Genomic DNA, 20,498 nt, shown 5'->3' on the forward strand with positions numbered 1-20,498 from the left:
CGGTCCGGTTCCTTTCGAATTATCACGCCGAGGATAAAGCGTCTGGAATGATTCCCCTTTGCAGGAATATGCGCTAGGTACGAAGGATGTTCAAACTCGCCCATATTTCCGACATCCATCTCGGCCCCCTGCCGGACCTCTCGTACCGTGAACTTGCATCGAAACGCATTACCGGCTTCGTCAACTGGCATCGCAATCGACGCAACCACCTCGTCGGCAATACCCTCAACCTGTTGATGGACGAAATCGAGCGGATCGATCCGGATCATCTCGCGATAACAGGCGATCTCGTTAACCTCGCGTCCTCGCGTGAAATCGAGATCATGACCGGCTGGCTGAAAGAAGCTGGAGAACCCGAAAACATCTCGATCGTGCCGGGCAACCACGATGCCTATGTGCCGGGTGCCTATGAAAAAACGACCAGGGCCTGGTATCCCTATATGCGCGGCGAGCGCGGACCGGCGGAGTGGAACGAGGATTTTCACTGCTACCCGTACTTACGGGTTCGTGGTCCTGTGGCGCTGATCGGCTGCTCTACCGCCGTTGCCACCCCGCCCTTCGCAGCCAGCGGCTATTTCGGCAGCCGTCAGGCGCGCGAGACCGTCAATCTGTTGCGTGCAGCAGGCGAAGCCGGCCTGTTTCGCGTCGTAATGATCCATCATCCGCCGATCCGTGGCGCTACATCCCTGCACAAGCGCATGCTCGGCATTCGCCGCTTTGCCGCAACGATCACCGCCGGTGGCGCTGAACTGGTGCTGCACGGCCATACGCACCTGAACACGGTCTATTCGCTCAAGGGTCAGGTCAAACCGGTGCCGGTCGTTGGCATCGCGTCGGCTTCGCAAGGCCGCGGCGGCAAGAAGCCACCCGCCGGGTTCAACCTGTTTTCAATCTCCGGCAGCCCGGGACAATGGAACGTGATCCGCGAGCGGTTCGAACTGACGATGGACAGCCGCTCCGTCACGCTGGTCGAAACCACCCGGCTCTGATCGCCCTATCGTTACTCGCCACGCGGCGAAAAAAGACTATGCTCGCGAAATAATCGGCGCTCGTCATCCGTCCTACAGCACTGACCGTAAGAATGGGAATGCTGGCATCGGCAGATGTCGTGCGCAATCCGGCTTGCCGGTATCAGTTTCAGCCAGGGAGATGACCATGATCCATAGCAAGACTGCAATGATCGCCTTGTTCTCAGCCGCCTCCTTCTTCGCACTGGGCCAAGCGGCCTGGGCTGCAGGCGAGGATACGACCGCACCGCCGGAAAAGACCAAGACCTCCACCGAATGCAAGAATGGCAAGATCTGGGACAAGAACAAGAAAGAATGCGTCAATGCCAAGAAGAGCGGGCTTGACGACGATATCCTGTTCAAGGCGGCCCGCGAACTGGCCTATGCCGGCCAATACGAAAACTCGCTGAAGGTACTCGACGCTGTGAAAGACCAGAACAGCGCCCGCATCCTCAATTATCGCGGCTATTCCAACCGCAAGGCCGGACGCATGGAACTCGGTATGAGCTTCTACAAGCGCGCGCTGCAGGCCGATGAAAACTATATCCTTGCACGCTCCTACATGGGCCAGGCGCTGCTCGAACAGGGCAAGGTCGAGGAAGCCAAGGCACAGCTCATCGAGATCCGCGACCGCGGCGGTGAAAACAGCTGGGCCTACCGCGCCTTGCTCGAATCCCTCGGCGGCGTTCGCCACTACTGACAGCAATCAGGCCGGGCGATCCTAACGCATTGCCCGGCCTGATATTTGACGTTGAGAAACGTCCCCGAAGTGGCAAAATATGCCGCGTGTATTTCGATCCGGGCGAATAAACTGTCGACCCGGAACGTTTTCTTTGGAAGAGCAATGCGTCCAGCGGCAGACTCGAACGAATTCAGACGGGACTTGGTCAGTGTTCTGCCCAAGTTGCGCCGTTTCGCGATGACACTGACGCGGAACGCCGCCGATGCCGATGACCTGGTCCAGGAGGTATGCGAGCGGGCAATCACCCGCAATCACCTCTGGAACGGTGAAGGTCGGCTCGAAAGCTGGATATACGCAATGACACGCAATCTATGGATCGATGAGATCAGAAAGCGCCGGGTGCGCACCGGCACTGGTACGGTCGACGCCACCGAGCAAGATGAGCTGTCGATCGAGGCATCTGGCGAAAAAGCTGTCTACGCCAATCAGCTGCAGAAAATGATCCTCTCCATGCCAGAAGGCTTGGCCAGCGTTTTCCTTTTGGTGAACATCGAAGGGCATAGCTACCGGGAAGCCGCCGATATCCTGAAGATACCGATCGGGACAGTAATGAGCAGGCTTTCGACCGCGCGCCTGCGCTTGGCCGCAATGATTACAGAGACGACGGAAAGGAGGGCCTGAGCGTTGCAAACCACCAAAGGGCTCCCGCTCGACGTTCGCCTGTCGGCCTATCTCGACGGCGAAGTCAATGAAGCGGAACGCAAGGAACTGGAACAGCTGGTGGCGCGCGATGACGAAGCCCGGCGAATGTTGGAGAGGCTGCGGGCCGGAAATGCCTTCGGCAACAAGGCGTTCGAGGAATTTCTTCACGATCCGGTGCCGCTGTCGCTGGTGCGCCGGATCAAGCAGGGCCCGGGTCTCAATCCGAAGACCGAGCGCGTCGTGACCGCAGCACCCCGTCAAACAAAGCAGCGCCTGTGGCCGCGCGCCCTCGCCGCCTCCCTGGTTTTGCTGCTTGTCGGCGGCTCGACCGGCTTCATCATCGGCAAGACCAGCCATGACGACGAGCAGCAGGTAAAAATGGCTGCCGCCCGCACATGGCTCGACGATATCGCCGACTACCACCGCATCTATTCGCGCCAGACGGCCGAACATCTTGTGGAGGTTCCGGCCTCCGCCGAAGGCAAGATCGAAGGCTGGCTGGCGTCGAACGTCGGCGTCAATTTTTCGCTGCCGGACCTGAGCAACAAAGGCCTGACATTTGAAGGCGCCCGCCTGCTGGTGGCCTCAGGCAAGCCGGTGGCGCAACTGATGTACAAGGATCAGGACGGCGACGTCTTTGCGATCTGTTTTCTGAAAAGCACACCGGGCAGCACCGACGGCAAGATGACCGAAAGCATGCGCGACGATATCGCGATGATTTCCTGGCAGAAGGCAGGCGCATCCTATGTCGTCGTTGGCCCATCGTCCGACGCCAACCTTCATCAATTGGCGACAGCGGTTTCGACCGCAATCTGAGTTTCGATATCACTGCAAAAGGGCCGCTTCCTTGACGAAAGCGGCCCTTTTGCTTGAATCGATCTTTTTAACAAACCGCGTAACAGGCTGTATTATTTAGCCTTCAGCTCCAAAACCCGGTTTGCTGCGGAGACAATGGCTTCGAGGGATGCCGCGACGATATTGGTATCGATGCCGACGCCGAACAGTTTTCCGCCCGGATATTCCACTTCAACATAGGCGATAGCAGCGGCATTCGAGCCGTGCTGTAGCGAATGCTCGGAATAATCGGCAACCGAGATATCGATACCGAGATAGATCGCCAATGCATTGATGAAGCCATCGATCGGACCGGTACCCTTGCCCTCGATGCGCTTGGTTTCGCCATTGTCAGTGATCTCGGCTGCAACGACGCGCACGCCCTTGTGCTCGCCGACCGGATAGGTGTGATGATCGACAAAGCGGATACGTGCGTCCGGCTGATCGACATAGCGCTCGATGAAACGGGCGTGGATCGCCTTGGACGGCAGTTCCTTGCCCTCTTCGTCGGTGATCCGCTGGATATCTTCGCGGAACTCGACCTGCAGGTTGCGCGGCAAGTTGATGCCGTAGTCCTGCTGCAGGATATAGGCGATGCCGCCCTTACCCGACTGCGAGTTGATACGGATGATCGCCTCGTAGGAACGGCCGACATCCTGCGGATCGATCGGCAGGTAAGGCACTTCCCAGAGCGGCTTGTTGGCAACCTTGATCGCCTTCATGCCCTTGTTGATCGCGTCCTGATGCGAACCGGAGAAGGCCGTGTAGACCAGTTCGCCAACGTAGGGATGGCGCTCGGGAATGACCATCTGGTTAGAATATTCGTAGACTTCCTTGATCCGCTCGATATCGGAGCAATCCAGCTCAGGATCGATCCCTTGCGTAAACATGTTCAACGCCAGGGTCACCACGTCGACATTGCCGGTGCGCTCGCCATTGCCGAACAACGTGCCTTCGACGCGGTCAGCACCCGCCATCAGACCGAGTTCCGTTGCCGCAATGCCCGTGCCGCGGTCGTTATGCGGGTGCAAGGAGATGATCAGGTTTTCGCGATTGTCGAGGTTGCGGCACATCCATTCGATCTGGTCGGCATAGACGTTCGGCGTCGCCATTTCGACGGTCGATGGCAGGTTGAGGATCAGCTTGTTGTCGGCCGTCGGCTTGATGATCTCGGCAACCGAGTTGCAGATTTCCAGCGCCACTTCCAATTCGGTGCCAGTAAAGCTCTCCGGCGAATATTCGAACCGGAAACCGCCACCGGCCTTGGCGGCCATGTCGGCAATCATCTTGGCGGCATCGGTGGCGATCTGCTTGATGCCCTTGACGTCCTTGGAAAACACCACGCGACGCTGCAACTCGCTGGTCGAGTTGTAAAAATGCACGATCGGCTTGGTGGCACCCTGCAGAGCTTCAAACGTCCGGGTGATCAGCTCAGGCCGGCACTGGACGAGAACCTGCAACGAAACGTCAGCAGGCACGTTGCCTTCCTCGACGCACCAGCGGGCAAAGTCGAAATCGGTCTGCGAGGCCGACGGGAAACCGATCTCGATTTCCTTGAAGCCCATATCGAGCAGCAGCTGGAACATGCGGGCCTTGCGGTCGTGGCCCATCGGGTCGACCAGAGACTGGTTGCCGTCGCGCAGGTCCACCGAACACCAGATCGGTGCTTTGGTGATGGTGTTGCCCGGCCATGTGCGGTCGGGAATATTGATCTGCGGATAGGGCTGATACTTGACCGCGGCTTCAGGCATGCCTTGCTTGACGGTGTGGGACTTCATGATCATTGCGGCTTCTCTTCACTCTGTGAGGCGCATAGCCCGCATGCAATAACCGATCGACGGTCGCATTGCGACGGCAAAATGCTGGCTCTCGGGTTCTTTTCGTATCTGGATTTCAGGAAAGGCAAGGAGCTGGGGCCGGTGGGCTTTCGGCCACCGGGCGCTCCTTCAAAGAACCCGGCAACCGCGTGTAAGGCCGAGAAGAAGAAGCGAGGTAAAGGCGCGCGAACGTTCCACGATGGCAACGTGCCCGCGGGAAACCTGTTCGACGATGATGGCGCCTGTCTTCAACATGAGGCTTGTATAGCGAGAGAAGTGCGCAAGGGCAAGCGCCGATCCCGCCACGCCCTGGCAATAAAAAAAACCCCACCGGGCGAACCAGCAGGGTTTCGATATTTCAGCGATCAGCAAGCCTCAGATATCGGCCTGCGACGATACGATGCGCGAAACGAGGCCGTAGGCCTTGGCTTCTTCGGCGGAGAGCCAGTAGTCACGGTCCGTGTCCTTGGCGATCTTTTCGACCGGCTGGCCGGTTGCCTCGGAGAAGATCTTGTTCAGGCGCTCGTTCATCTTGATGATTTCGCGGGCCTGGATTTCGATGTCGGACGCCATGCCGCGCGTGCCACCGGAGGGTTGATGAAGCAGGAAGCGGGTGTTTGGCAGGCAAATGCGCCGTTCCTTCGGAGCCGAGACGTAGATCAGTGCGCCGGCGGAAGCGACCCAGCCGGTTCCGATCATCCAGACCTTCGGCTTGATGAACTTGATCATGTCGTGGATCGAATCGCCGGATTCGACATGGCCGCCCGGGGAGCTGACGAAGATGCGGATATCGTCATCGCTGGCGGCGGCAAGAGCCACGAGCTGCGAGCAGACCTTCTGTGCCAGTTCCTGATTGATCGGGCCGTAGATGAAGATCGAGCGCGACTTGAAAAGATTCGCCTCAGTCTCTTTGCCCAATGACAATTCCTTTGTCTTGTCGTCGTCTTCTTCGTTCATCATGCGAACTCTCCCGCGAAATAAATTCAAATGTTCTGCCGCTGTCAGATAAGGCGACTCGACTGCGAAAACAATGCAACAAAAGCGGATACGGATGAAAGCCCAATCCGCAACACCCTGCGGCTATGGTAAAGACGCCACCTAAGGCAATTGCCGTATAGACAGCGACCCGCCGCCCCATAAGATGCGCAGGACAAGAATTTACATCCGGCGGGGTGTCTCCCACATCTTCGCCCTTCAGGGGGACACCAATGAAAAAACGCCTTCTTCTGGCCGCAGCAGGCTTTGCCGCCTCGACCGTGCCAGCCTTCGCCCATCTCGATCCAGCTGAACACGGATCACTGCTGGCGGGCTTTACCCATCCGCTATCCGGTATTGACCATATCCTGGTGATGATCGCCGTCGGCCTCTGGGCCGCTCAAATCGGTGGACGCGCTTTTTGGGTGGTGCCTTCCGCCTTCGTCGGCACCATGGCCTTCGGCTTTGCATTGGCGATGGCCGGTGTCCACCTGCCCTTCGTCGAGCCCGCCATTCTCGCCTCCGTCGTCGCGCTTGGCCTTCTGGTCGCCATGGCTGTGCGCATGGAAACCGTTGCAAGCGCTGCCGTCGTCGGCGTCTTCGCGCTGTTCCACGGCTATGCCCATGGCGGCGAACTGGGTGCGGCCGGCGCCCTGCCCTTCAGCGCCGGCTTTATCATTGCAACAGCACTGCTGCATGTCGCCGGCATCGGTCTTGGCCTCGGCATCGGCCGCCTGTCGTCCGGCCGGATCATTTCACGGATTCTCGGCGGCGTCACCGCCTTTGCCGGACTGGCACTGATCGTTAGCTGATCCTCATCGCATCAACGAAAAACGGCGGGCCAAAAGCCCGCCGTTTTTCGTTTCAGCCGCGGCCGCGATAGGGCTGAACGCCCTGATCCGGCAGCCACAGACCTTCCGGCGGCGCACCCGTCTGCCAGAAGACATCGATCGGGATACCGCCGCGCGGATACCAGTAGGCACCGATCCGCAGCCATTTCGGCGCCAGCAGATCGACCAGCCGCTTGGCGATATCGAGCGTGCAGTCCTCATGGAACGCACCATGATTGCGGAACGAATGCAGATAGAGTTTCAGCGATTTCGATTCGACCAGCCATCCATCCGGCACATAGTCGATGACGATATGGGCGAAATCCGGCTGGCCGGTCATCGGGCAAAGCGAGGTAAATTCCGGCGCCGTGAAGCGCACGACGAAATCCGTGCCGGCATGGCTGGTTGGCACGCGTTCAAGCACGGCCTCTTCCGGGTTTTGCGGCGAAGCCACGTTCTGCCCGAGTTGTGACAGACCGGAGACGTCTGTTTTTGTCATGATCTCAATCCTTCAATAACTTTGACGCGAATGCCATGGGCCTTTTCGCCCTCTGGCTCGACGTGGATGGCAATCTTGGCTCCGGCGTGAACCACACGGATGGCATCTTCAAGGCGGTCGCAGATGTCATGGGCCTCGCCCACCGGCATGGCCGCCGGAACCACCATGTGGAAATCGACGAAGATCACAGCCCCTGCTTCACGGGTCTTCAGGTCGTGTACGCCAAGCGAACCCGTTGCATTTGCGGCAATCGCCTTCTTGATCGCCTCTTCTTCCTCCACAGGAACGGCCTTGTCCATCAACCCGTTGATCGAACGGGCGATCACCTTCCAACCCTGATAGAGAATGTTGCAGGCGACGATCACCGCAAGCAGCGGGTCAAGCACCGCATAACCGGTGAGAATGGCTAGCACAAGACCGACCAATACGCCGATCGAGGTGACCACATCGGAGAGAATATGATGGCCATCCGCGGATAGCGCGGGAGAACGATAAGCGCGCCCCGCACGGATCAGCACATACGCCCAGATGGCATTGACAATGCCCGCCAACAGGTTGATCGCAAGGCCGAGCGCCGGTGCATCCGGCAGCTTCGGCGCCCAGATTGCCGGCAGGGCTTCGGAGACGATCAGAAGGGCTGCAACGACGATCAACACCCCCTCGATAACCGCTGAAAAATACTCCGCCTTGTGATGACCGAAAGGATGGCTGGCATCCGCAGGCTTGGCCGCATAGCCAATCACCGCGAAAGCAACGATGGCGGCAACGACGTTAACGATCGATTCCAGTCCATCGGAAAGCAGCGCCACCGAACCGGTAAACCACCAAGCGAGCATCTTCAGCCCCAGTACGGCAATGGAGATCGGGATGCTCCAGAAGGCGAGGCGCTGCACCGTTATTGTCTTTTGCCCTACCATCATCATCTCCTTGCATATGCGAATGAATTGCAGAAATCAGGGTCCTAGAACGCCAAAACCGCCGGAGCGCGAGGAGCGCTTCAGCGGTTTTGGATAGTCTGCATATGGATCAAGGCTACGGCTTTGTCAAAGCGTCCGTAGCGGGTCGGGCCCGGAATTTCCGTCTAAACTGACGAAACGCCTCTTATGCGGCCTTGATCTTCGCTCGCTTGGCCAGATGCGCCACCACGTTCTCGATCATCCGCATGCCGGCATCGCCACCCAGCGTCATGATCGATTCCGGGTGGAACTGCACGGCGGCAATCGGTTCCTTGGTATGTTCGATGCCCATGATCGTGCCGTCGTCGCTCTCGGCCGTGATCATGAAATCCCGTGGCAAGGTCGAGGGGTCGGCGAAGATCGAATGATAGCGGCCCACGGTGACTTCCTTGCCAAGACCGGAAAAGACGATGCCGGGCTCCAGCACGCGGATGCGCGAGGGCTTGCCGTGCATCGGCACGGCAAGCTGGCGCAGATCGCCGCCATAGGCTTCGGCCAGTGCCTGCAACCCGAGGCAGACGCCGAAGATCGGCAGATCATGGGCACGCGCCTTCTTGATCGTCGCCTTGCAATCGAAATCCTTTGGCGTACCGGGTCCCGGCGACAGGACGACGAGGTCAGGCTTGACCCGGCCGAAAATCTCGTCTGAGACCGGCGAACGTACCGTCGTCACCGTCGCGCCCGTCTGGCGGAAATAGTTGGCCAGCGTATGAACGAAGCTGTCCTCGTGATCGACGAGCAGAATCTTGACGCCGGTGCCAACCGGAGCGACATCGCGGCGAGCGCCGCGGCTGTTGGCGGATTTTGCGTCGCGGATCGCTGCGATCATGGCGGATGCCTTCAGTTCGGTTTCGGCTTCTTCTTCTTCCGGGTTGCTGTCATTGAGCAGCGTCGCACCGGCGCGCACCTCGGCAATGCCGTCCTTGATGCGGATCGTGCGCAGGGTCAGACCGGTATTCATGTCACCGTTGAAGCCGACCATACCGATGGCACCACCATACCAGAGCCGGGCGCTCTTTTCATGGCTTTCGATGAAGCGCATGGCCCACAGTTTCGGCGCACCGGTGACGGTGACGGCCCACGCATGCGACAGGAAGCCGTCAAAGGCGTCCATGTCATCACGCAGGCGCCCCTCGATGTGGTCAACTGTATGGATCAGACGCGAATACATCTCGATCTGGCGGCGGCCGATGACCTTGACGGAACCCGGTTCGCAGACGCGACTCTTGTCGTTGCGGTCGACATCCGAGCACATGGTCAGCTCGGATTCGTCCTTCTTGGAGTTCAAAAGCTTGAGGATCTGCTCGCTATCGGCGATCGGATCGTCGCCGCGCTTGATCGTGCCGGAAATCGGGCAGGTTTCGATGCGGCGACCGGAGACGCGCACGAACATTTCCGGTGAAGCGCCAACCAGATATTCCTGATTGCCGAGATTGATGAAGAAGGAATAGGGCGACGGATTGATCGCCTTCAGCCGGTTGGAAATTTCCGATGGCTTGCTTTCACAGCGTTCGTAGAATTTCTGGCCCGGAACCACCTCGAACAGATCGCCGCGGCGGAAGCTTTCCTTGGCCTTGGTGACGAGTTCGGCATATTCCCCAGGACGATGATCGCCATGCGGCGGGATGCTGTCGACGGTCTGGAACGGTTCCGGCGCAATATCGCCCGCCTTGCCTTCGGTCGTTTCGCCGTCCTTGGCGAAATCATAGCGGTCGATCCAGGCCTTGGCCGAATAGTGATCGACGACGAGGATTTCATCCGGCAGGAACAACACCATGTCGCGCTGGTCGTCAGGACGCTTCAGCTTCAGTTCGATCGCATCGAACTGAAAAGCCAGATCGTAGCCAAAGGCACCATAGAGGCCGAGATTGGCATCTTCCTGCGAAAAGAACAGGTTGGTGACCGCGCGCAGAACGGTAAACACCGTCGGCATCTTCGAGCGCTCTTCCTCGGTGAACACCCGGTCCGGCATGTTGACCGTGAGATCAAGACGGCGAGCCGTGGCAGAACCGAGCGTGATATCGGCGACATCGGCAAGATGCTTTGAGACCATCGCCAACAGCGCTTCGCCGCGCTCGTTATAGGCTTCGATCCACAGGGCGCGGCCGAACGAGGAAATGGCAAGCGGCGGATCGATGATCGCCGTGTCCCAACGGGTGTAGCGGCCCGGATATTCGTAGTTGGAGGAAAAGACCGCGCCCCGGCGTTCGTCGAGCCTGTCGACATAGCTGGAAATCGCTTCGCCATAAGGGGCCTCGCGCCGCCTTCGGGTGACGGAAATGCCGCCCTTGGTGGTATAGGCTTCCGCACCGTCTGCAAGAATAGTCGTCGCCATCTGTCGCTCCGTTCAGGCCCGTCATTCCTGCGGCCCGAATACAAAAAAGCCGCCTCGAAACTTCCGGGCGGCTTGTCGTCTCAATCACGCATGACTGGTCAAGGCCGCTTCAGCGAGCCCACCACCAGATTGCAATGTTGCGTGCGTTTGTCATGGCGGAATTGTTAGCGTGAGACAAAGGATTGTGCAAGCGGGCGTCGGCGGAAAAATGGAGATGCGATTTCCGCCGCGCCCTTCTGCATCTTATGCCGGAAGCCGGGTGGACATATGCGCCTGCACGCCCTTCGGATCAGCCGCAAACGCTGCCGCAACCGAACGGGTCAGTTCGCCCGGGAAAACCTCCTCGATGCCAGCCTCGACCGCATCGAGCGTTTCGCTGACGACATCCAACGGCTTCAGGCGGGGCTCCGGCAAACTGCGGCCCATATCGGTATCAACCTGCACCGGCATGGTGACGACAACTTGCGTTCCCTGGCCAAGCAGCTCCGCCCGGATCGAGCGGCTGGCCGCAAGACCTGCGGCCTTCGATGCCGAATAGGTGCCGGCCGATGGCAGCGTCACCAGAGACAGAAAGGACAGGACGTTCACGATGCTGCTTTGAGAAACCTTAGCAAGGATGGGCGCAAAAGCCTTCGACAGAGACAGCACGCCGAAATAGTTCACGTCCATTTCCTGCCGGGCGATCGAAATATCCGGCGCAGAAATAACCCCCTGCCCGCCGGCAAAGCCGGCATTGTTGATCAGCAAGGTCACATCGGACGCCGCCTTGGCGGCTTCAGCCACATCGGCAGGGTTGGTCACATCCAGTTTCAGCGGTACGAGACGCGCGGGATCAAGTGCAACGAGATCCGCAAGCGAAGCCGGATCGCGGGCGCCGAGATAGATTTTTCTGGCTCCGCGGCGCAGCAGTTCGGCAACGAATTCGCGGCCGATACCACGATTGGCACCGGTGACGAGAGCGACGGCATTTTCGATTTTCTGAGGCATCATTTCTTCCTTTGATATGTGCATATGCACTATATTGCTTACTAAAAAAGCCGGAGAAAGCCCGGCTTTGGGTTATCAGGCGGCCTTTCCGGACGGGATGGCGAGAAGCATCTCCCGCAGATTGTTAGCGCGCTCGGCTCCGACCAATTCCACATACTCCGCCTGCGCGGCATGCCAGCATTCGACGCCTTCCGACAGCTTCTGCTGCCCGCTGGCTGAGAGCGCCAGCAAGAGCTTGCGCGATCCTTTGCCTTCCGGTTCGCTGGTGACATAACCGTCGCGTTCCAGCGGCTTCAGGGCGCGCACCAATGTTGTGCGATCCATCACCATCGCTTCGGCCATCTCTGCCATTCCGGCCTTTCCCGCTTCGGCGATGTAGACCAGCAAAGAGAATTGTGCCGCCGTGATCCCTGCCCGTGCATAATGCCGCTCATAAAGCTGCGACACGAAACGGGCAGCCTGGCGAATGGCGAAACAGTTGCAGACGGTGATGGACGATTGTGTTTTCATGACGAAAACGTATATGTGCATATGCACTTTGTCAATAAAAAAGAAGGCGGCCTTTCAAGCCGCCTTCTTCATTCAGAGATTAGAACGTTGCCTTTGCCGTCAGCAGGAAGGTCCGTCCACGACCGGTGTCGACCGTGATGCTCGGCGAAGTGCTGAGAGCCGGCGTATATTCCTTGTCAAAGACGTTCAGCACACTGGCGGTTACCTCGAAACCGTTCTTGAACTTGTAGTTGGTGAAGATATCGACCAGCTCGTAGCCGTCCTGATAAGGTGATTGACCCGGAGCGACATTGACTTCGCCGATATAGCTTTCACTGACCGCATACAGGCGGCCGCCGACCGTCAGGCGATGATCTTCGAGGAAGCGCGCGCCAAGCGTCGCCGTGAAGATGTCATCCGGCAAATAGCTCTGCGCACCAAAACCGTTCACCTGGGAAGGCAGATCGGATTCCGTGTGGGTGTAGGAAACGTTGGCGAACACGAAACCGGCGTCATAGGCGCCTTCCAGTTCGATGCCCTGCACCTTGGTGGTCCCGGGAACATTGGCGAAATGTGTACCACCAATGAAGTTTGCAGTGATGTAATTGTCGACATCGTTATTGAAGTAGTCGGCCCTGAAGCGGAAACTGTCGCCGGCTGTCAACAGGTCGTCCACCTTGATATTGGCGCCGATTTCCCAGCCCTTGGAGATTTCCGGTTCAAGGAACGGATTGGGGAAGAAGAACTGTGGTGCGCCGCCGCCCGGATGCGTTCCACCGACGAAGGTCTCATTGACGGTCGGGCCACGCGAGGTCTCGGCGTATTTGACATAGGGCTGCAGCCAATCCACCGGATTGAGCGCGAAGGTGACGCTCGGATTAAGACGGCCTTCGGAACTGTCTACCGAGTAAGGGCCAGCCGGCATGCCGAGGGGATTGCCGGCGGAAACCTGGCCATTGCCCTTGAGATCGAAACGATCGTAACGCAGGCCCAGCGTCAGATCGGCCATGCCATAGGTCAGCTTGGTCGAGTTGAAGACACTCGTCGTCGAACTCTTGCCGCTGCCGTTGACACCGGAACTCGGCGCCAGCCTGCTGTTCACCACATCGTAATCGTCGGAGAAATATTCAACGCCATAGTTCGATGTGACGGCGACCGCGCCGAGATCGAAGTTAGACGTATTGGAGACGTCAAAGCCAAAACCCTTGTCGTCGACGACACGGCCGGCCGCCGAACCACCGCCTGGGATCATCGGGCTTTGGTCATATTTCATCTTGATGTCGTTGTAGTAAATGTTGGCGCGGAAATCGATCAGGTCGTTGCCGGGTGTATAGGCATAATTGGCGCTGTAGGTCTGCGCGTTGATTGTCTGGTCATAGGAATTGGCGATGAAATCATTGTTGTAGAGAATGCCGCTGAGCTTCAGCGAATGCTCGTCGTTCGGCGTGATCTCGGTTTTGAAAATACCGGAGATCAGGTCGGATTCAGTGTAGGGGACGACCTCACCATTGCCGTTCTTGTAATTGCCGGGATCCTTCTTGCTGATGCCGCCGAGGAAGGCAATGCTGTCATTGACCCGGTAGGCGCCGAGCGCCGATTCCGACCAGCCGGACCGGTTGCTGCCGAAGGACGCCGTGGCAAAGCCGCCGTAGTTTTTGCCATCCGTCAACAGGTCTTCGATGTTATAGGTGCGCATATTGGCAGCACCTGCCAAGGCCCCTGCCCCACCAACGCCGGACACTGCACCACGCGAAATATCGATACCGCTGATGAACGCTGGATCGATATAGGCAAAGCCCTGAGCCTCATGGCCTGTGAACCGGAAATTCTGGCGTACACCATCGATCATCATATTGACGCGGCCGGATCCTTCGAGACCGCGAATATTGACGGCGAGACCCGGGTTCTGCGGGTTGTCACGGGTAAAAGTCCCCGGCGTTGCACGCAGGGCATCGTCGATGTTCCTGTTGCCGAACTGCTCGACTTCATCGGCAGTGATGGTGCTGGTGGCAGCCGGTGTCGAATAGGGGTCACGGCCCGTTTTGCCGCCCGTCGCGGTGATGGTCTTCAGATAAGTCGCCTCACCGGCCGGTGCGGTTTCCTCCGCCTTCTTCTTCAGCGCGGCCAACTCCTCTGGAGTTTGCGCCAAGACGTGGCCTGCAGGAGAAAGCGTCAAAAACGCCGCGCATGCCAAAAGAGCCGCGCAGTGATGCCGGGTAATCATGAATCAATCCTTTGATAAAGTCACCGGGCTGGCTGCTGAGGCATTCGCTCAAGGGGCTGGCTGGGTATGGCGTCGAAGCATTTGGGAGCAGTTGTAATGGGCTGCTTGTATGCATCGGTTAAAAAACATGACACTTATTGTCAACAAATAATTGTCTTACTTTTGTCAGATTCTGACTTGCCCACGATTATGTGTTTCGATTTGGCAACGATCCGGTCCCTGGGGCTTCCATGCAACCCTTTTGCAGCCGAATGCGTTGTGAATTCGAACCCCTGCCGTCCCGGCAGAACCGGAGACCGTCAATGCCTCTTCGTTTCCTCGCCCCTCTCCTCTCCGCCGTCCTGCTGGCAAGCGCCGGTCTTCCTGAAAAAGGTCCGCTCCCAGAGGAAAAACCAGCAGCGACTGAAACTAAACAAGGCGGGAAGGTTGTGATACCGCAGGAAAAACCCGAAGCGAAATCCGAGGTGACCCCAGAGGTCAAACCGGAGAAAAAACCGCAGGCAAAGATTGATGAAAAGGCGCCAGCCGGTGAGGAAATTCCTGCAGACATAAAGCCTGAAACCGTTCAACCGCAGGTGAAACCGGCGCCGGAACCCGTTCTGACCATCAAGCCCGAGGACGACAAGGAATATGCCACCTGCCTTGCCGACCTGAAGGCCATTGGCGCCGTCTTCAAGGAAGAACCGCGAATAGACGATGGCAAGGGGTGCGGTATCGACAAGCCATTGACGCTATCGGCCGTACTGCCGGGCATTACGTTGAAACCGGAAGGCAAGATGCGCTGTGAAACGGCGCTGGAACTGGCGCGATGGACCAAGGACGCAGTCTTGCCCGCAGCCAGGGTTGCACTCGAAAGCGAGGGAGAGCTGACCACCATCAACCAAGCCTCGAGCTATATCTGCCGCCTGCGCAACAATGCGGCGACCGGAAAGATTTCCGAACATGCACGCGGCAACGCCATCGACATCGCCTCCTTCACGTTCAAAAACGGAAAATCGATCGAGATCCAGCCGCGTGACGAAGATTCGACATTGGCCGGCGCCTTCCAGCGGGCGGTGACGGCAACCGGCTGCCTCTATTTCGAAACCGTGCTCGACCCAGGCAGCGACGAAGCCCACGAAAACCACCTACATTTCGACGTGATCGAGCGCAAGGGCGGGTACCGTTACTGCCGTTAAGCGCACCCTTCAAAATTGGCCGGAGATCAGCAATGCAGCATCTTGCCCAAGGCTTCGTCCCGCCCCATCTGCTCAGGATATCCGGACCATCAACGGCACCCGTTCAAAGGATTTCTCATGTCCGTTTCCATGTTCAAATTGTCCGTCCCCGTCTTCATTCGCGGGCTTAACGTTCTCGCCGGCCTGCTCGACAAGGCCGAATCCTACGCCGCCGAGAAAAAGATGCCGCTGGACAACCTGTTCAACGCCCGCCTCGCGCCGGACATGCTACCGCTTTCCGCCCAGATCCAGCGTGTCAGCGATACGTCGAAAAATACCATCGGCCGCCTGATTGGCGTGGCAGCGCCCAGTTTCCCAGATAACGAGACAAATTTCGGCGAACTTCGCGAACGCATCGCCAAGACGATCGCCTACCTGGAAACAGTAAAGCCGTCGGATCTCGAGGCCAGCGATACCAGGGAAATCACTGTCACGTTCGGCAAGCTCAGCTTCACGTTTCCCGGTGACGACTATGTGCTGAAATTCGCCCTGCCGAATTTCTTTTTCCATGTCACGACAGCCCACGACATCCTCCGCAACCAGGGCGTGGCCGTCGGCAAGGTCGATTTTCTCGGCCCTTACAGCTGACCAGAGAATGGCCTGGCGGATCGCTGCAGGGAGCAACGGTCCGCCGGATTTTCGCTAGAAAAGCCCCTCGATATAGCCGTCTTCATTGAGAAAGATTTTCTCTGAAGAAGGCACTCTCGGCAGGCCTGGCATGGTCATGATCTCGCCAGTGATGACAACGATGAAACCCGCACCTGCGGACAACCGGACCTCGCGGATGGGGACGGTATGGCCGGTCGGCGCGCCACGCAGGTTCGGGTCTGTCGAGAACGAATACTGGGTCTTGGCCATGCAGACCGGCAGGTGGCCGTAGCCCTGCTCTTCCCAGGTTCGCAATTGGTCGCGCACCGATTTGTCGGCGATGACGGCATCGGCGTGATAGATATCCTTGGCAATCGTCTCGATCTTCTTGAACAGCGACATATCATCGGGATAGAGCGGCGAGAACTGCGAATGGCCGCTCTCGGCCAGCGCCACGACCCTGCGGGCCAGATCTTCGATGCCGGCAGAGCCCTCCGCCCAGTGCCTGCACAGAACCGCCTCGGCACCGAGCGTCGCGACATAGTCCTTGATCGCCTTGATCTCGGCCTCGGTATCCAGTGTGAAATGGTTGATCGCCACCACCACCGGAACGCCGAATTTCTTGACGTTCTGGATATGGCGGCCGAGATTGGAGCAGCCCTTCTTGACGGCCTCGACATTCTCCTGCCCGAGATCCTCCTTCTTGACGCCGCCATTCATCTTCATTGCGCGGGCCGTTGCAACAATCACCGCAGCATCCGGCTTCAACCCTGCCTTGCGGCACTTGATGTCGAAGAATTTTTCGGCCCCGAGGTCAGCGCCGAACCCGGCTTCGGTGACGACATAATCGGCAAGCTTCAGCGCCGTCGTCGTCGCCACCACCGAGTTGCAGCCATGGGCGATATTGGCGAACGGGCCGCCATGGACAAAGGCCGGGTTGTTTTCCAGCGTCTGGACGATGTTCGGCTGCATCGCATCCTTGAGCAACACGGTCATTGCCCCATCCGCCTTGATATCGCGGGCAAAGACCGGCGTCTTGTCGCGCCTATAGGCGATGATGATGTCGCCAAGGCGTTTTTCAAGGTCCTTGAGATCGGTGGCAAGACACAGGATCGCCATGACTTCCGAGGCAACGGTGATGTCGAAGCCGGTCTCACGTGGAAAGCCGTTGGCAACGCCGCCAAGCGAACCAACGATATGGCGAAGGCCACGGTCGTTCATGTCCATCACGCGGCGCCAGGCAACACGGCGGATATCGATATTCTGCTCGTTGCCCCAGTAGATATGGTTATCAATCAACGCCGACAGAAGATTGTGGGCCGACGTGATGGCGTGGAAGTCGCCTGTGAAATGCAGGTTGATGTCCTCCATCGGCACCACCTGCGCATAGCCGCCGCCGGCAGCTCCACCTTTGACCCCGAAACACGGACCAAGCGATGCTTCGCGGATACAGACGACCGCCTTCTTGCCGATACGGTTGAGGCCGTCACCAAGGCCAACCGTGGTGGTGGTCTTGCCCTCACCAGCCGGCGTTGGATTAATCGCCGTCACCAGGATCAGCCGGCCATCCGGGCGGCCTTTCTGCTGCGCAATGAACTCGGCGCCGATCTTTGCCTTGTCGTGGCCGTAAGGAAGCAGATGTTCGGGTGGAATTCCAAGCTTGGCGCCGATTTCGAGGATCGGTTTTTTCGTCGCTGCGCGGGCAATTTCGATATCAGACTTCACATCGGCCATATGGTGTCTCTCCCGTTCCACCTTTTTCTTGGTCTGAGAGCATATGAGCGTGAACCGAAGGCGCTTTCCATCATTTTGTTGAGAAATGGCGGCGAAAAACGCAAAATCTGGCGATTTTCTGAAAGAACAAACGAAAAAGACGGAGGAACAGCGTTCCTCCGTCTCCAAACAAGTGAAAAGGCTCAGCGCGCCAGAATGTCGCGCATTTCAACGAGGTTCGAGCGAACCCTGAGAACATAAAAGCCGAGCGTTGCCAGATGGGTCGGCATGATCCAGCCATCTTCCTGGCCATTGGAGATGATCAGCGGCTGGATGCGCAGGGCAGCACGCATCTGCTTGATGCTTTCATTCCAGATTGGCGCCAGACCGCGCTGGTTGATCACCCCGTCAAAGTCTGCGCCGGTTGCCGTCAGGATGCCGTAGTAGCCGTAAAGCTGACCGTAGGCGAACCAGAACCGGTCGTCGGCCCGCGTATCGAACCAGCCGCCGTTGAAGTTCTCGGAACGCTCGCGCAGCATGGCAGACGTGCTGCCGATCGAGCTCGAAACGCGGTCCATGAATTCGAGGAAATTGTCAGCGCGGGCATCGAAGGTGGCAGCGCACGTGGCCAGCTGATCGTTGAACCCGCGAAGGTCCTTCAAGGCAGCACGATACTGCGTCGGCGTCGGCGTCAGGAAGCCGAAGGGTGACAGGCCGAAATACCAGTTGGTTTCCTCGTACTGCATCTTGCTGCGCACGCTCTGCAACTGCGGATTGATGCCGGAGGTACCGCGCATACGCACCAGTGAATCGACCAGTTCGACAGTGGTGCGGCGGACGGCTTCATTGACGCCGCGCTGGAACGACGCCTTGTTGTCGAGCCATGGCGTGCGGTCCCAGTCCATCCCGAACAGGCCGGCTTTGTAGAGCACCATGGACGAGATCCACGCATTCTGGTTGACATTGTAGTCGATCAGATCGGCGGTGACATCGACGATGGCCGAACGCTCGCAGGCATTGGCCGGCGCCGTCTGGCCAGCGGCGACCTTGACCGGAAGGCCTGCATCATTCTTGCGCTCAGCAAGATTGTACCGGTTGGGATAGTCAGGATCGAAATTGGTCCAGACCTGCGTCTGCCAGATGAAATAGCCGTAGAGTGCGATCAAAACCAGGAGACCAAGACCGATCGGACCCTTGATGATCCACGCGCGCCCTCTGTACCAATTTGCAACCGCCATGAAGGGAAAAAGAATCCAGGACACCGCCAGGCCAATACCCCGGCCGATCGCTGCAAACACACGCTGGAAAAACGCAACGATCGGATCAAGCATTCGTGTTATCCTCCTTGAGGCCATAAAGGCGTTTGCGGAACGCCACCTTGTCCATGAGATATGTGCTGGTCAGTGTCGCGACAACATATTCCCTGAACTTTTCGCTGTAATGTTCATAGGCCGTATAAAACCCCTGCTTGTCAAAGACGAAGCGGGAAACGAAATCACTCGGGCAGAGCTGCGAGATCAGCCGGTTGGTCAGCCATTGGTCCGGATGATTGGGCGAGGCTCGCACCAGCAGAAAGCGGTTCTCAGGGCTTACATCCTGCATCTTGATGCTGCCCGACGCCGAAATCGTCCGGATCATCGTTTGCAGGAACGGATAGGTTCCATCCGAGGCGACCAGCGCCGAATTGCGGTGGAGCCAGGTCTGCAACCAGATTGAATCGATCGCGTTGATATCCGTCGTTGGGTCCGCCTGATTAACCAGGCTGCGCAGGATCATGTCGGCCCGATGCTGATAGAGGCCGGAATCCTGTACCCAGGACGCTTGCGGCAATTGCAGCCGGTTGGTGGAGGCCAGGAACTCATAGATGCGCTGATGGTCGGACAGGCTGATATAACCGACCTGCCACGGACGTGAACGGCGAAAGCCCGGCACCGAAGGATCGCAGATCACGGTCGTGGTCTTTTCATCCAGGAAGACATAGACGCCGCCGAAATGATTGGCCCAGAATGCATCGTGGCGGAACACCAGCTTGTCCGGCACAAGCGCATTCTCACGGATATCGCCGGTCACCTTTGCCAGTTCGACCATCCGGTTAAGCAGCGCATCATCGGCCCAGGCCGTCGGCACCGTCTTCAACCGGTCGACAAGCGAGCGCAATTCGGCCGCCTTGCCGAGCATGTCCTCGGCCGACAGGACGCGAAAACGGACCTCATTGATCGACAAGAGGTCATCGATATCATTGACGACCGATACGGAATCCTCGATCTCGCCATACAGCGCATCCTTGATCGTCACCGCATTGATCGCCCGCCGGTTGGCGCCGAAAAACTCGTGCATCAAACCCGCGGTGTTGGAAAAACTGGTATGAACGACCGGCAGTTCTTCCTGGTCCGGCGTCATGATGATGAAGCGGCGGTTGACGCGGTTTGGATCGAGATAATCGCGGTCGCCAAGCTCGTCGGCGATTTCAGGCGAAAACCCGGTCATGTCGATCTGGAAGGACGGCAGCGCCGTCGGGCGCAGGCCAAAGCCCTGCAACGCCTTGTTATAACGCGCAATCAGATGCGGCTCGGAAATATCGAGCAGGCGTCCGTAAATCAGTTCGGCTTCGAGGAGGCGTTTCATGCGGTCAAGACCATGGGC

General features: G+C 58.3%; 19 protein-coding genes. 7 read left to right on the top strand and 12 right to left on the bottom strand.

Annotation, left to right across the window (positions count from 1 at the left end):
• The first annotated feature begins 86 nt into the window (after window positions 1-86).
• The 4 genes from ACSQ3J_RS15075 (at window position 87) to ACSQ3J_RS15090 (ending at window position 3,207) form a co-directional block, all read left to right on the top strand.
• Complete coding sequence (locus ACSQ3J_RS15075; protein ID WP_060505763.1) at window positions 87-989, top strand: metallophosphoesterase family protein; 903 nt, start codon at window positions 87-89, stop codon at window positions 987-989.
• Between the two features lie 160 nt (window positions 990-1,149).
• Complete coding sequence (locus ACSQ3J_RS15080) at window positions 1,150-1,707, top strand: tetratricopeptide repeat protein (RefSeq protein WP_436039431.1); 558 nt, start codon at window positions 1,150-1,152, stop codon at window positions 1,705-1,707.
• A 144-nt stretch (window positions 1,708-1,851) separates the two neighbouring features.
• Window positions 1,852-2,370: an RNA polymerase sigma factor gene (locus ACSQ3J_RS15085; RefSeq protein ID WP_060505765.1), complete on the top strand. Its 519-nt coding sequence runs from the start codon at window positions 1,852-1,854 to the stop codon at window positions 2,368-2,370.
• A 3-nt stretch (window positions 2,371-2,373) separates the two neighbouring features.
• Window positions 2,374-3,207 (top strand): anti-sigma factor family protein, encoded by an 834-nt coding sequence (locus ACSQ3J_RS15090; protein ID WP_060505766.1) that lies wholly within the window; start codon window positions 2,374-2,376, stop codon window positions 3,205-3,207.
• 92 nt (window positions 3,208-3,299) lie between these two features.
• Here ACSQ3J_RS15090 and leuA read toward each other — a convergent pair whose 3' ends face one another.
• Both leuA and ACSQ3J_RS15100 read right to left on the bottom strand, forming a co-directional pair.
• Window positions 3,300-5,009 carry a 2-isopropylmalate synthase gene (gene leuA / locus ACSQ3J_RS15095; RefSeq protein ID WP_436039434.1) on the bottom strand — a complete coding sequence of 570 codons (1,710 nt, stop codon included), beginning with the start codon at window positions 5,007-5,009 and terminating at the stop codon, window positions 3,300-3,302.
• Window positions 5,010-5,417: 408 nt separating this feature from the next.
• On the bottom strand, window positions 5,418-5,999 hold the full coding sequence (locus ACSQ3J_RS15100; RefSeq protein WP_037099456.1) for an ATP-dependent Clp protease proteolytic subunit: 582 nt from the start codon (window positions 5,997-5,999) through the stop codon (window positions 5,418-5,420).
• 251 nt (window positions 6,000-6,250) lie between these two features.
• Between ACSQ3J_RS15100 and ACSQ3J_RS15105 the strand changes: the two genes are divergently transcribed.
• Window positions 6,251-6,829 carry a HupE/UreJ family protein gene (locus ACSQ3J_RS15105; RefSeq protein ID WP_060505769.1) on the top strand — a complete coding sequence of 193 codons (579 nt, stop codon included), beginning with the start codon at window positions 6,251-6,253 and terminating at the stop codon, window positions 6,827-6,829.
• A gap of 52 nt (window positions 6,830-6,881) precedes the next feature.
• Here ACSQ3J_RS15105 and queF read toward each other — a convergent pair whose 3' ends face one another.
• From queF to ACSQ3J_RS15140, 7 genes are all read right to left on the bottom strand, one after another.
• Window positions 6,882-7,346: a preQ(1) synthase gene (gene queF / locus ACSQ3J_RS15110; protein ID WP_060505770.1), complete on the bottom strand. Its 465-nt coding sequence runs from the start codon at window positions 7,344-7,346 to the stop codon at window positions 6,882-6,884.
• A complete protein-coding gene (locus ACSQ3J_RS15115; protein ID WP_060505771.1) occupies window positions 7,343-8,263 on the bottom strand; it encodes a cation diffusion facilitator family transporter in 921 nt (306 codons plus the stop codon). The genes queF and ACSQ3J_RS15115 overlap by 4 nt, the downstream gene beginning before the upstream one ends.
• A gap of 184 nt (window positions 8,264-8,447) precedes the next feature.
• Window positions 8,448-10,637 carry an anthranilate synthase gene (locus ACSQ3J_RS15120; protein ID WP_060505772.1) on the bottom strand — a complete coding sequence of 730 codons (2,190 nt, stop codon included), beginning with the start codon at window positions 10,635-10,637 and terminating at the stop codon, window positions 8,448-8,450.
• A 109-nt stretch (window positions 10,638-10,746) separates the two neighbouring features.
• The gene (gene trpLE / locus ACSQ3J_RS15125; protein WP_197065633.1) at window positions 10,747-10,791 is read right to left on the bottom strand and encodes a trpE operon leader peptide TrpLE; all 45 of its coding nucleotides are present in this window, start codon (window positions 10,789-10,791) and stop codon (window positions 10,747-10,749) included.
• Window positions 10,792-10,880: 89 nt separating this feature from the next.
• Window positions 10,881-11,624 carry an SDR family NAD(P)-dependent oxidoreductase gene (locus ACSQ3J_RS15130; RefSeq protein WP_060505773.1) on the bottom strand — a complete coding sequence of 248 codons (744 nt, stop codon included), beginning with the start codon at window positions 11,622-11,624 and terminating at the stop codon, window positions 10,881-10,883.
• Between the two features lie 75 nt (window positions 11,625-11,699).
• Entirely contained in the window at window positions 11,700-12,134 is a 435-nt protein-coding gene (locus tag ACSQ3J_RS15135) for a MarR family winged helix-turn-helix transcriptional regulator (RefSeq protein WP_060506059.1), read from the bottom strand.
• 79 nt (window positions 12,135-12,213) lie between these two features.
• Window positions 12,214-14,262 (bottom strand): TonB-dependent receptor domain-containing protein, encoded by a 2,049-nt coding sequence (locus ACSQ3J_RS15140; protein ID WP_244482309.1) that lies wholly within the window; start codon window positions 14,260-14,262, stop codon window positions 12,214-12,216.
• Between the two features lie 377 nt (window positions 14,263-14,639).
• On the opposite strand from ACSQ3J_RS15140, the gene ACSQ3J_RS15145 reads away from it, so the two are divergent.
• Window positions 14,640-15,515, top strand: a complete 876-nt coding sequence (locus tag ACSQ3J_RS15145) for an extensin-like domain-containing protein (RefSeq protein WP_060505775.1) — start codon at window positions 14,640-14,642, stop codon at window positions 15,513-15,515.
• Window positions 15,516-15,632: 117 nt separating this feature from the next.
• Window positions 15,633-16,142: a DUF1993 domain-containing protein gene (locus ACSQ3J_RS15150; RefSeq protein ID WP_060505776.1), complete on the top strand. Its 510-nt coding sequence runs from the start codon at window positions 15,633-15,635 to the stop codon at window positions 16,140-16,142.
• A gap of 54 nt (window positions 16,143-16,196) precedes the next feature.
• On the opposite strand, the gene ACSQ3J_RS15155 is transcribed toward ACSQ3J_RS15150, so the two are convergent.
• From ACSQ3J_RS15155 to ACSQ3J_RS15165, 3 genes are all read right to left on the bottom strand, one after another.
• Complete coding sequence (locus tag ACSQ3J_RS15155) at window positions 16,197-17,876, bottom strand: formate--tetrahydrofolate ligase (RefSeq protein ID WP_060505777.1); 1,680 nt, start codon at window positions 17,874-17,876, stop codon at window positions 16,197-16,199.
• Between the two features lie 182 nt (window positions 17,877-18,058).
• The gene (locus ACSQ3J_RS15160) at window positions 18,059-19,186 is read right to left on the bottom strand and encodes a DUF2333 family protein (RefSeq protein WP_060505778.1); all 1,128 of its coding nucleotides are present in this window, start codon (window positions 19,184-19,186) and stop codon (window positions 18,059-18,061) included.
• Window positions 19,179-20,480 (bottom strand): DUF6638 family protein, encoded by a 1,302-nt coding sequence (locus ACSQ3J_RS15165; RefSeq protein WP_436039439.1) that lies wholly within the window; start codon window positions 20,478-20,480, stop codon window positions 19,179-19,181. Before ACSQ3J_RS15165 ends, ACSQ3J_RS15160 begins: the two co-directional genes overlap by 8 nt.
• Between the last annotated feature and the right edge of the window lie 18 nt (window positions 20,481-20,498).

It is taken from the genome of Rhizobium sp. LjRoot98 (assembly GCF_964252935.1).
Lineage (GTDB): Bacteria > Pseudomonadota > Alphaproteobacteria > Rhizobiales > Rhizobiaceae > Pararhizobium.

Excerpts from the sequence above, each read along its gene's own strand:
- ACSQ3J_RS15075 (WP_060505763.1), top strand. The coding sequence starts at position 87 with ATGTTCAAACTCGCCCATATTTCCGACATCCATCTCGGCCCCCTGCCG.
- ACSQ3J_RS15080 (WP_436039431.1), top strand. The coding sequence starts at position 1,150 with ATGACCATGATCCATAGCAAGACTGCAATGATCGCCTTGTTCTCAGCC.
- ACSQ3J_RS15085 (WP_060505765.1), top strand. The coding sequence starts at position 1,852 with ATGCGTCCAGCGGCAGACTCGAACGAATTCAGACGGGACTTGGTCAGT.
- leuA (WP_436039434.1), bottom strand. The coding sequence starts at position 5,009 with ATGATCATGAAGTCCCACACCGTCAAGCAAGGCATGCCTGAAGCCGCG.
- ACSQ3J_RS15100 (WP_037099456.1), bottom strand. The coding sequence starts at position 5,999 with ATGAACGAAGAAGACGACGACAAGACAAAGGAATTGTCATTGGGCAAA.
- ACSQ3J_RS15105 (WP_060505769.1), top strand. The coding sequence starts at position 6,251 with ATGAAAAAACGCCTTCTTCTGGCCGCAGCAGGCTTTGCCGCCTCGACC.
- queF (WP_060505770.1), bottom strand. The coding sequence starts at position 7,346 with ATGACAAAAACAGACGTCTCCGGTCTGTCACAACTCGGGCAGAACGTG.
- ACSQ3J_RS15115 (WP_060505771.1), bottom strand. The coding sequence starts at position 8,263 with ATGGTAGGGCAAAAGACAATAACGGTGCAGCGCCTCGCCTTCTGGAGC.
- ACSQ3J_RS15120 (WP_060505772.1), bottom strand. The coding sequence starts at position 10,637 with ATGGCGACGACTATTCTTGCAGACGGTGCGGAAGCCTATACCACCAAG.
- ACSQ3J_RS15130 (WP_060505773.1), bottom strand. The coding sequence starts at position 11,624 with ATGCCTCAGAAAATCGAAAATGCCGTCGCTCTCGTCACCGGTGCCAAT.
- ACSQ3J_RS15135 (WP_060506059.1), bottom strand. The coding sequence starts at position 12,134 with ATGAAAACACAATCGTCCATCACCGTCTGCAACTGTTTCGCCATTCGC.
- ACSQ3J_RS15145 (WP_060505775.1), top strand. The coding sequence starts at position 14,640 with ATGCCTCTTCGTTTCCTCGCCCCTCTCCTCTCCGCCGTCCTGCTGGCA.
- ACSQ3J_RS15150 (WP_060505776.1), top strand. The coding sequence starts at position 15,633 with ATGTCCGTTTCCATGTTCAAATTGTCCGTCCCCGTCTTCATTCGCGGG.
- ACSQ3J_RS15155 (WP_060505777.1), bottom strand. The coding sequence starts at position 17,876 with ATGGCCGATGTGAAGTCTGATATCGAAATTGCCCGCGCAGCGACGAAA.
- ACSQ3J_RS15160 (WP_060505778.1), bottom strand. The coding sequence starts at position 19,186 with ATGCTTGATCCGATCGTTGCGTTTTTCCAGCGTGTGTTTGCAGCGATC.
- ACSQ3J_RS15165 (WP_436039439.1), bottom strand. The coding sequence starts at position 20,480 with ATGAAACGCCTCCTCGAAGCCGAACTGATTTACGGACGCCTGCTCGAT.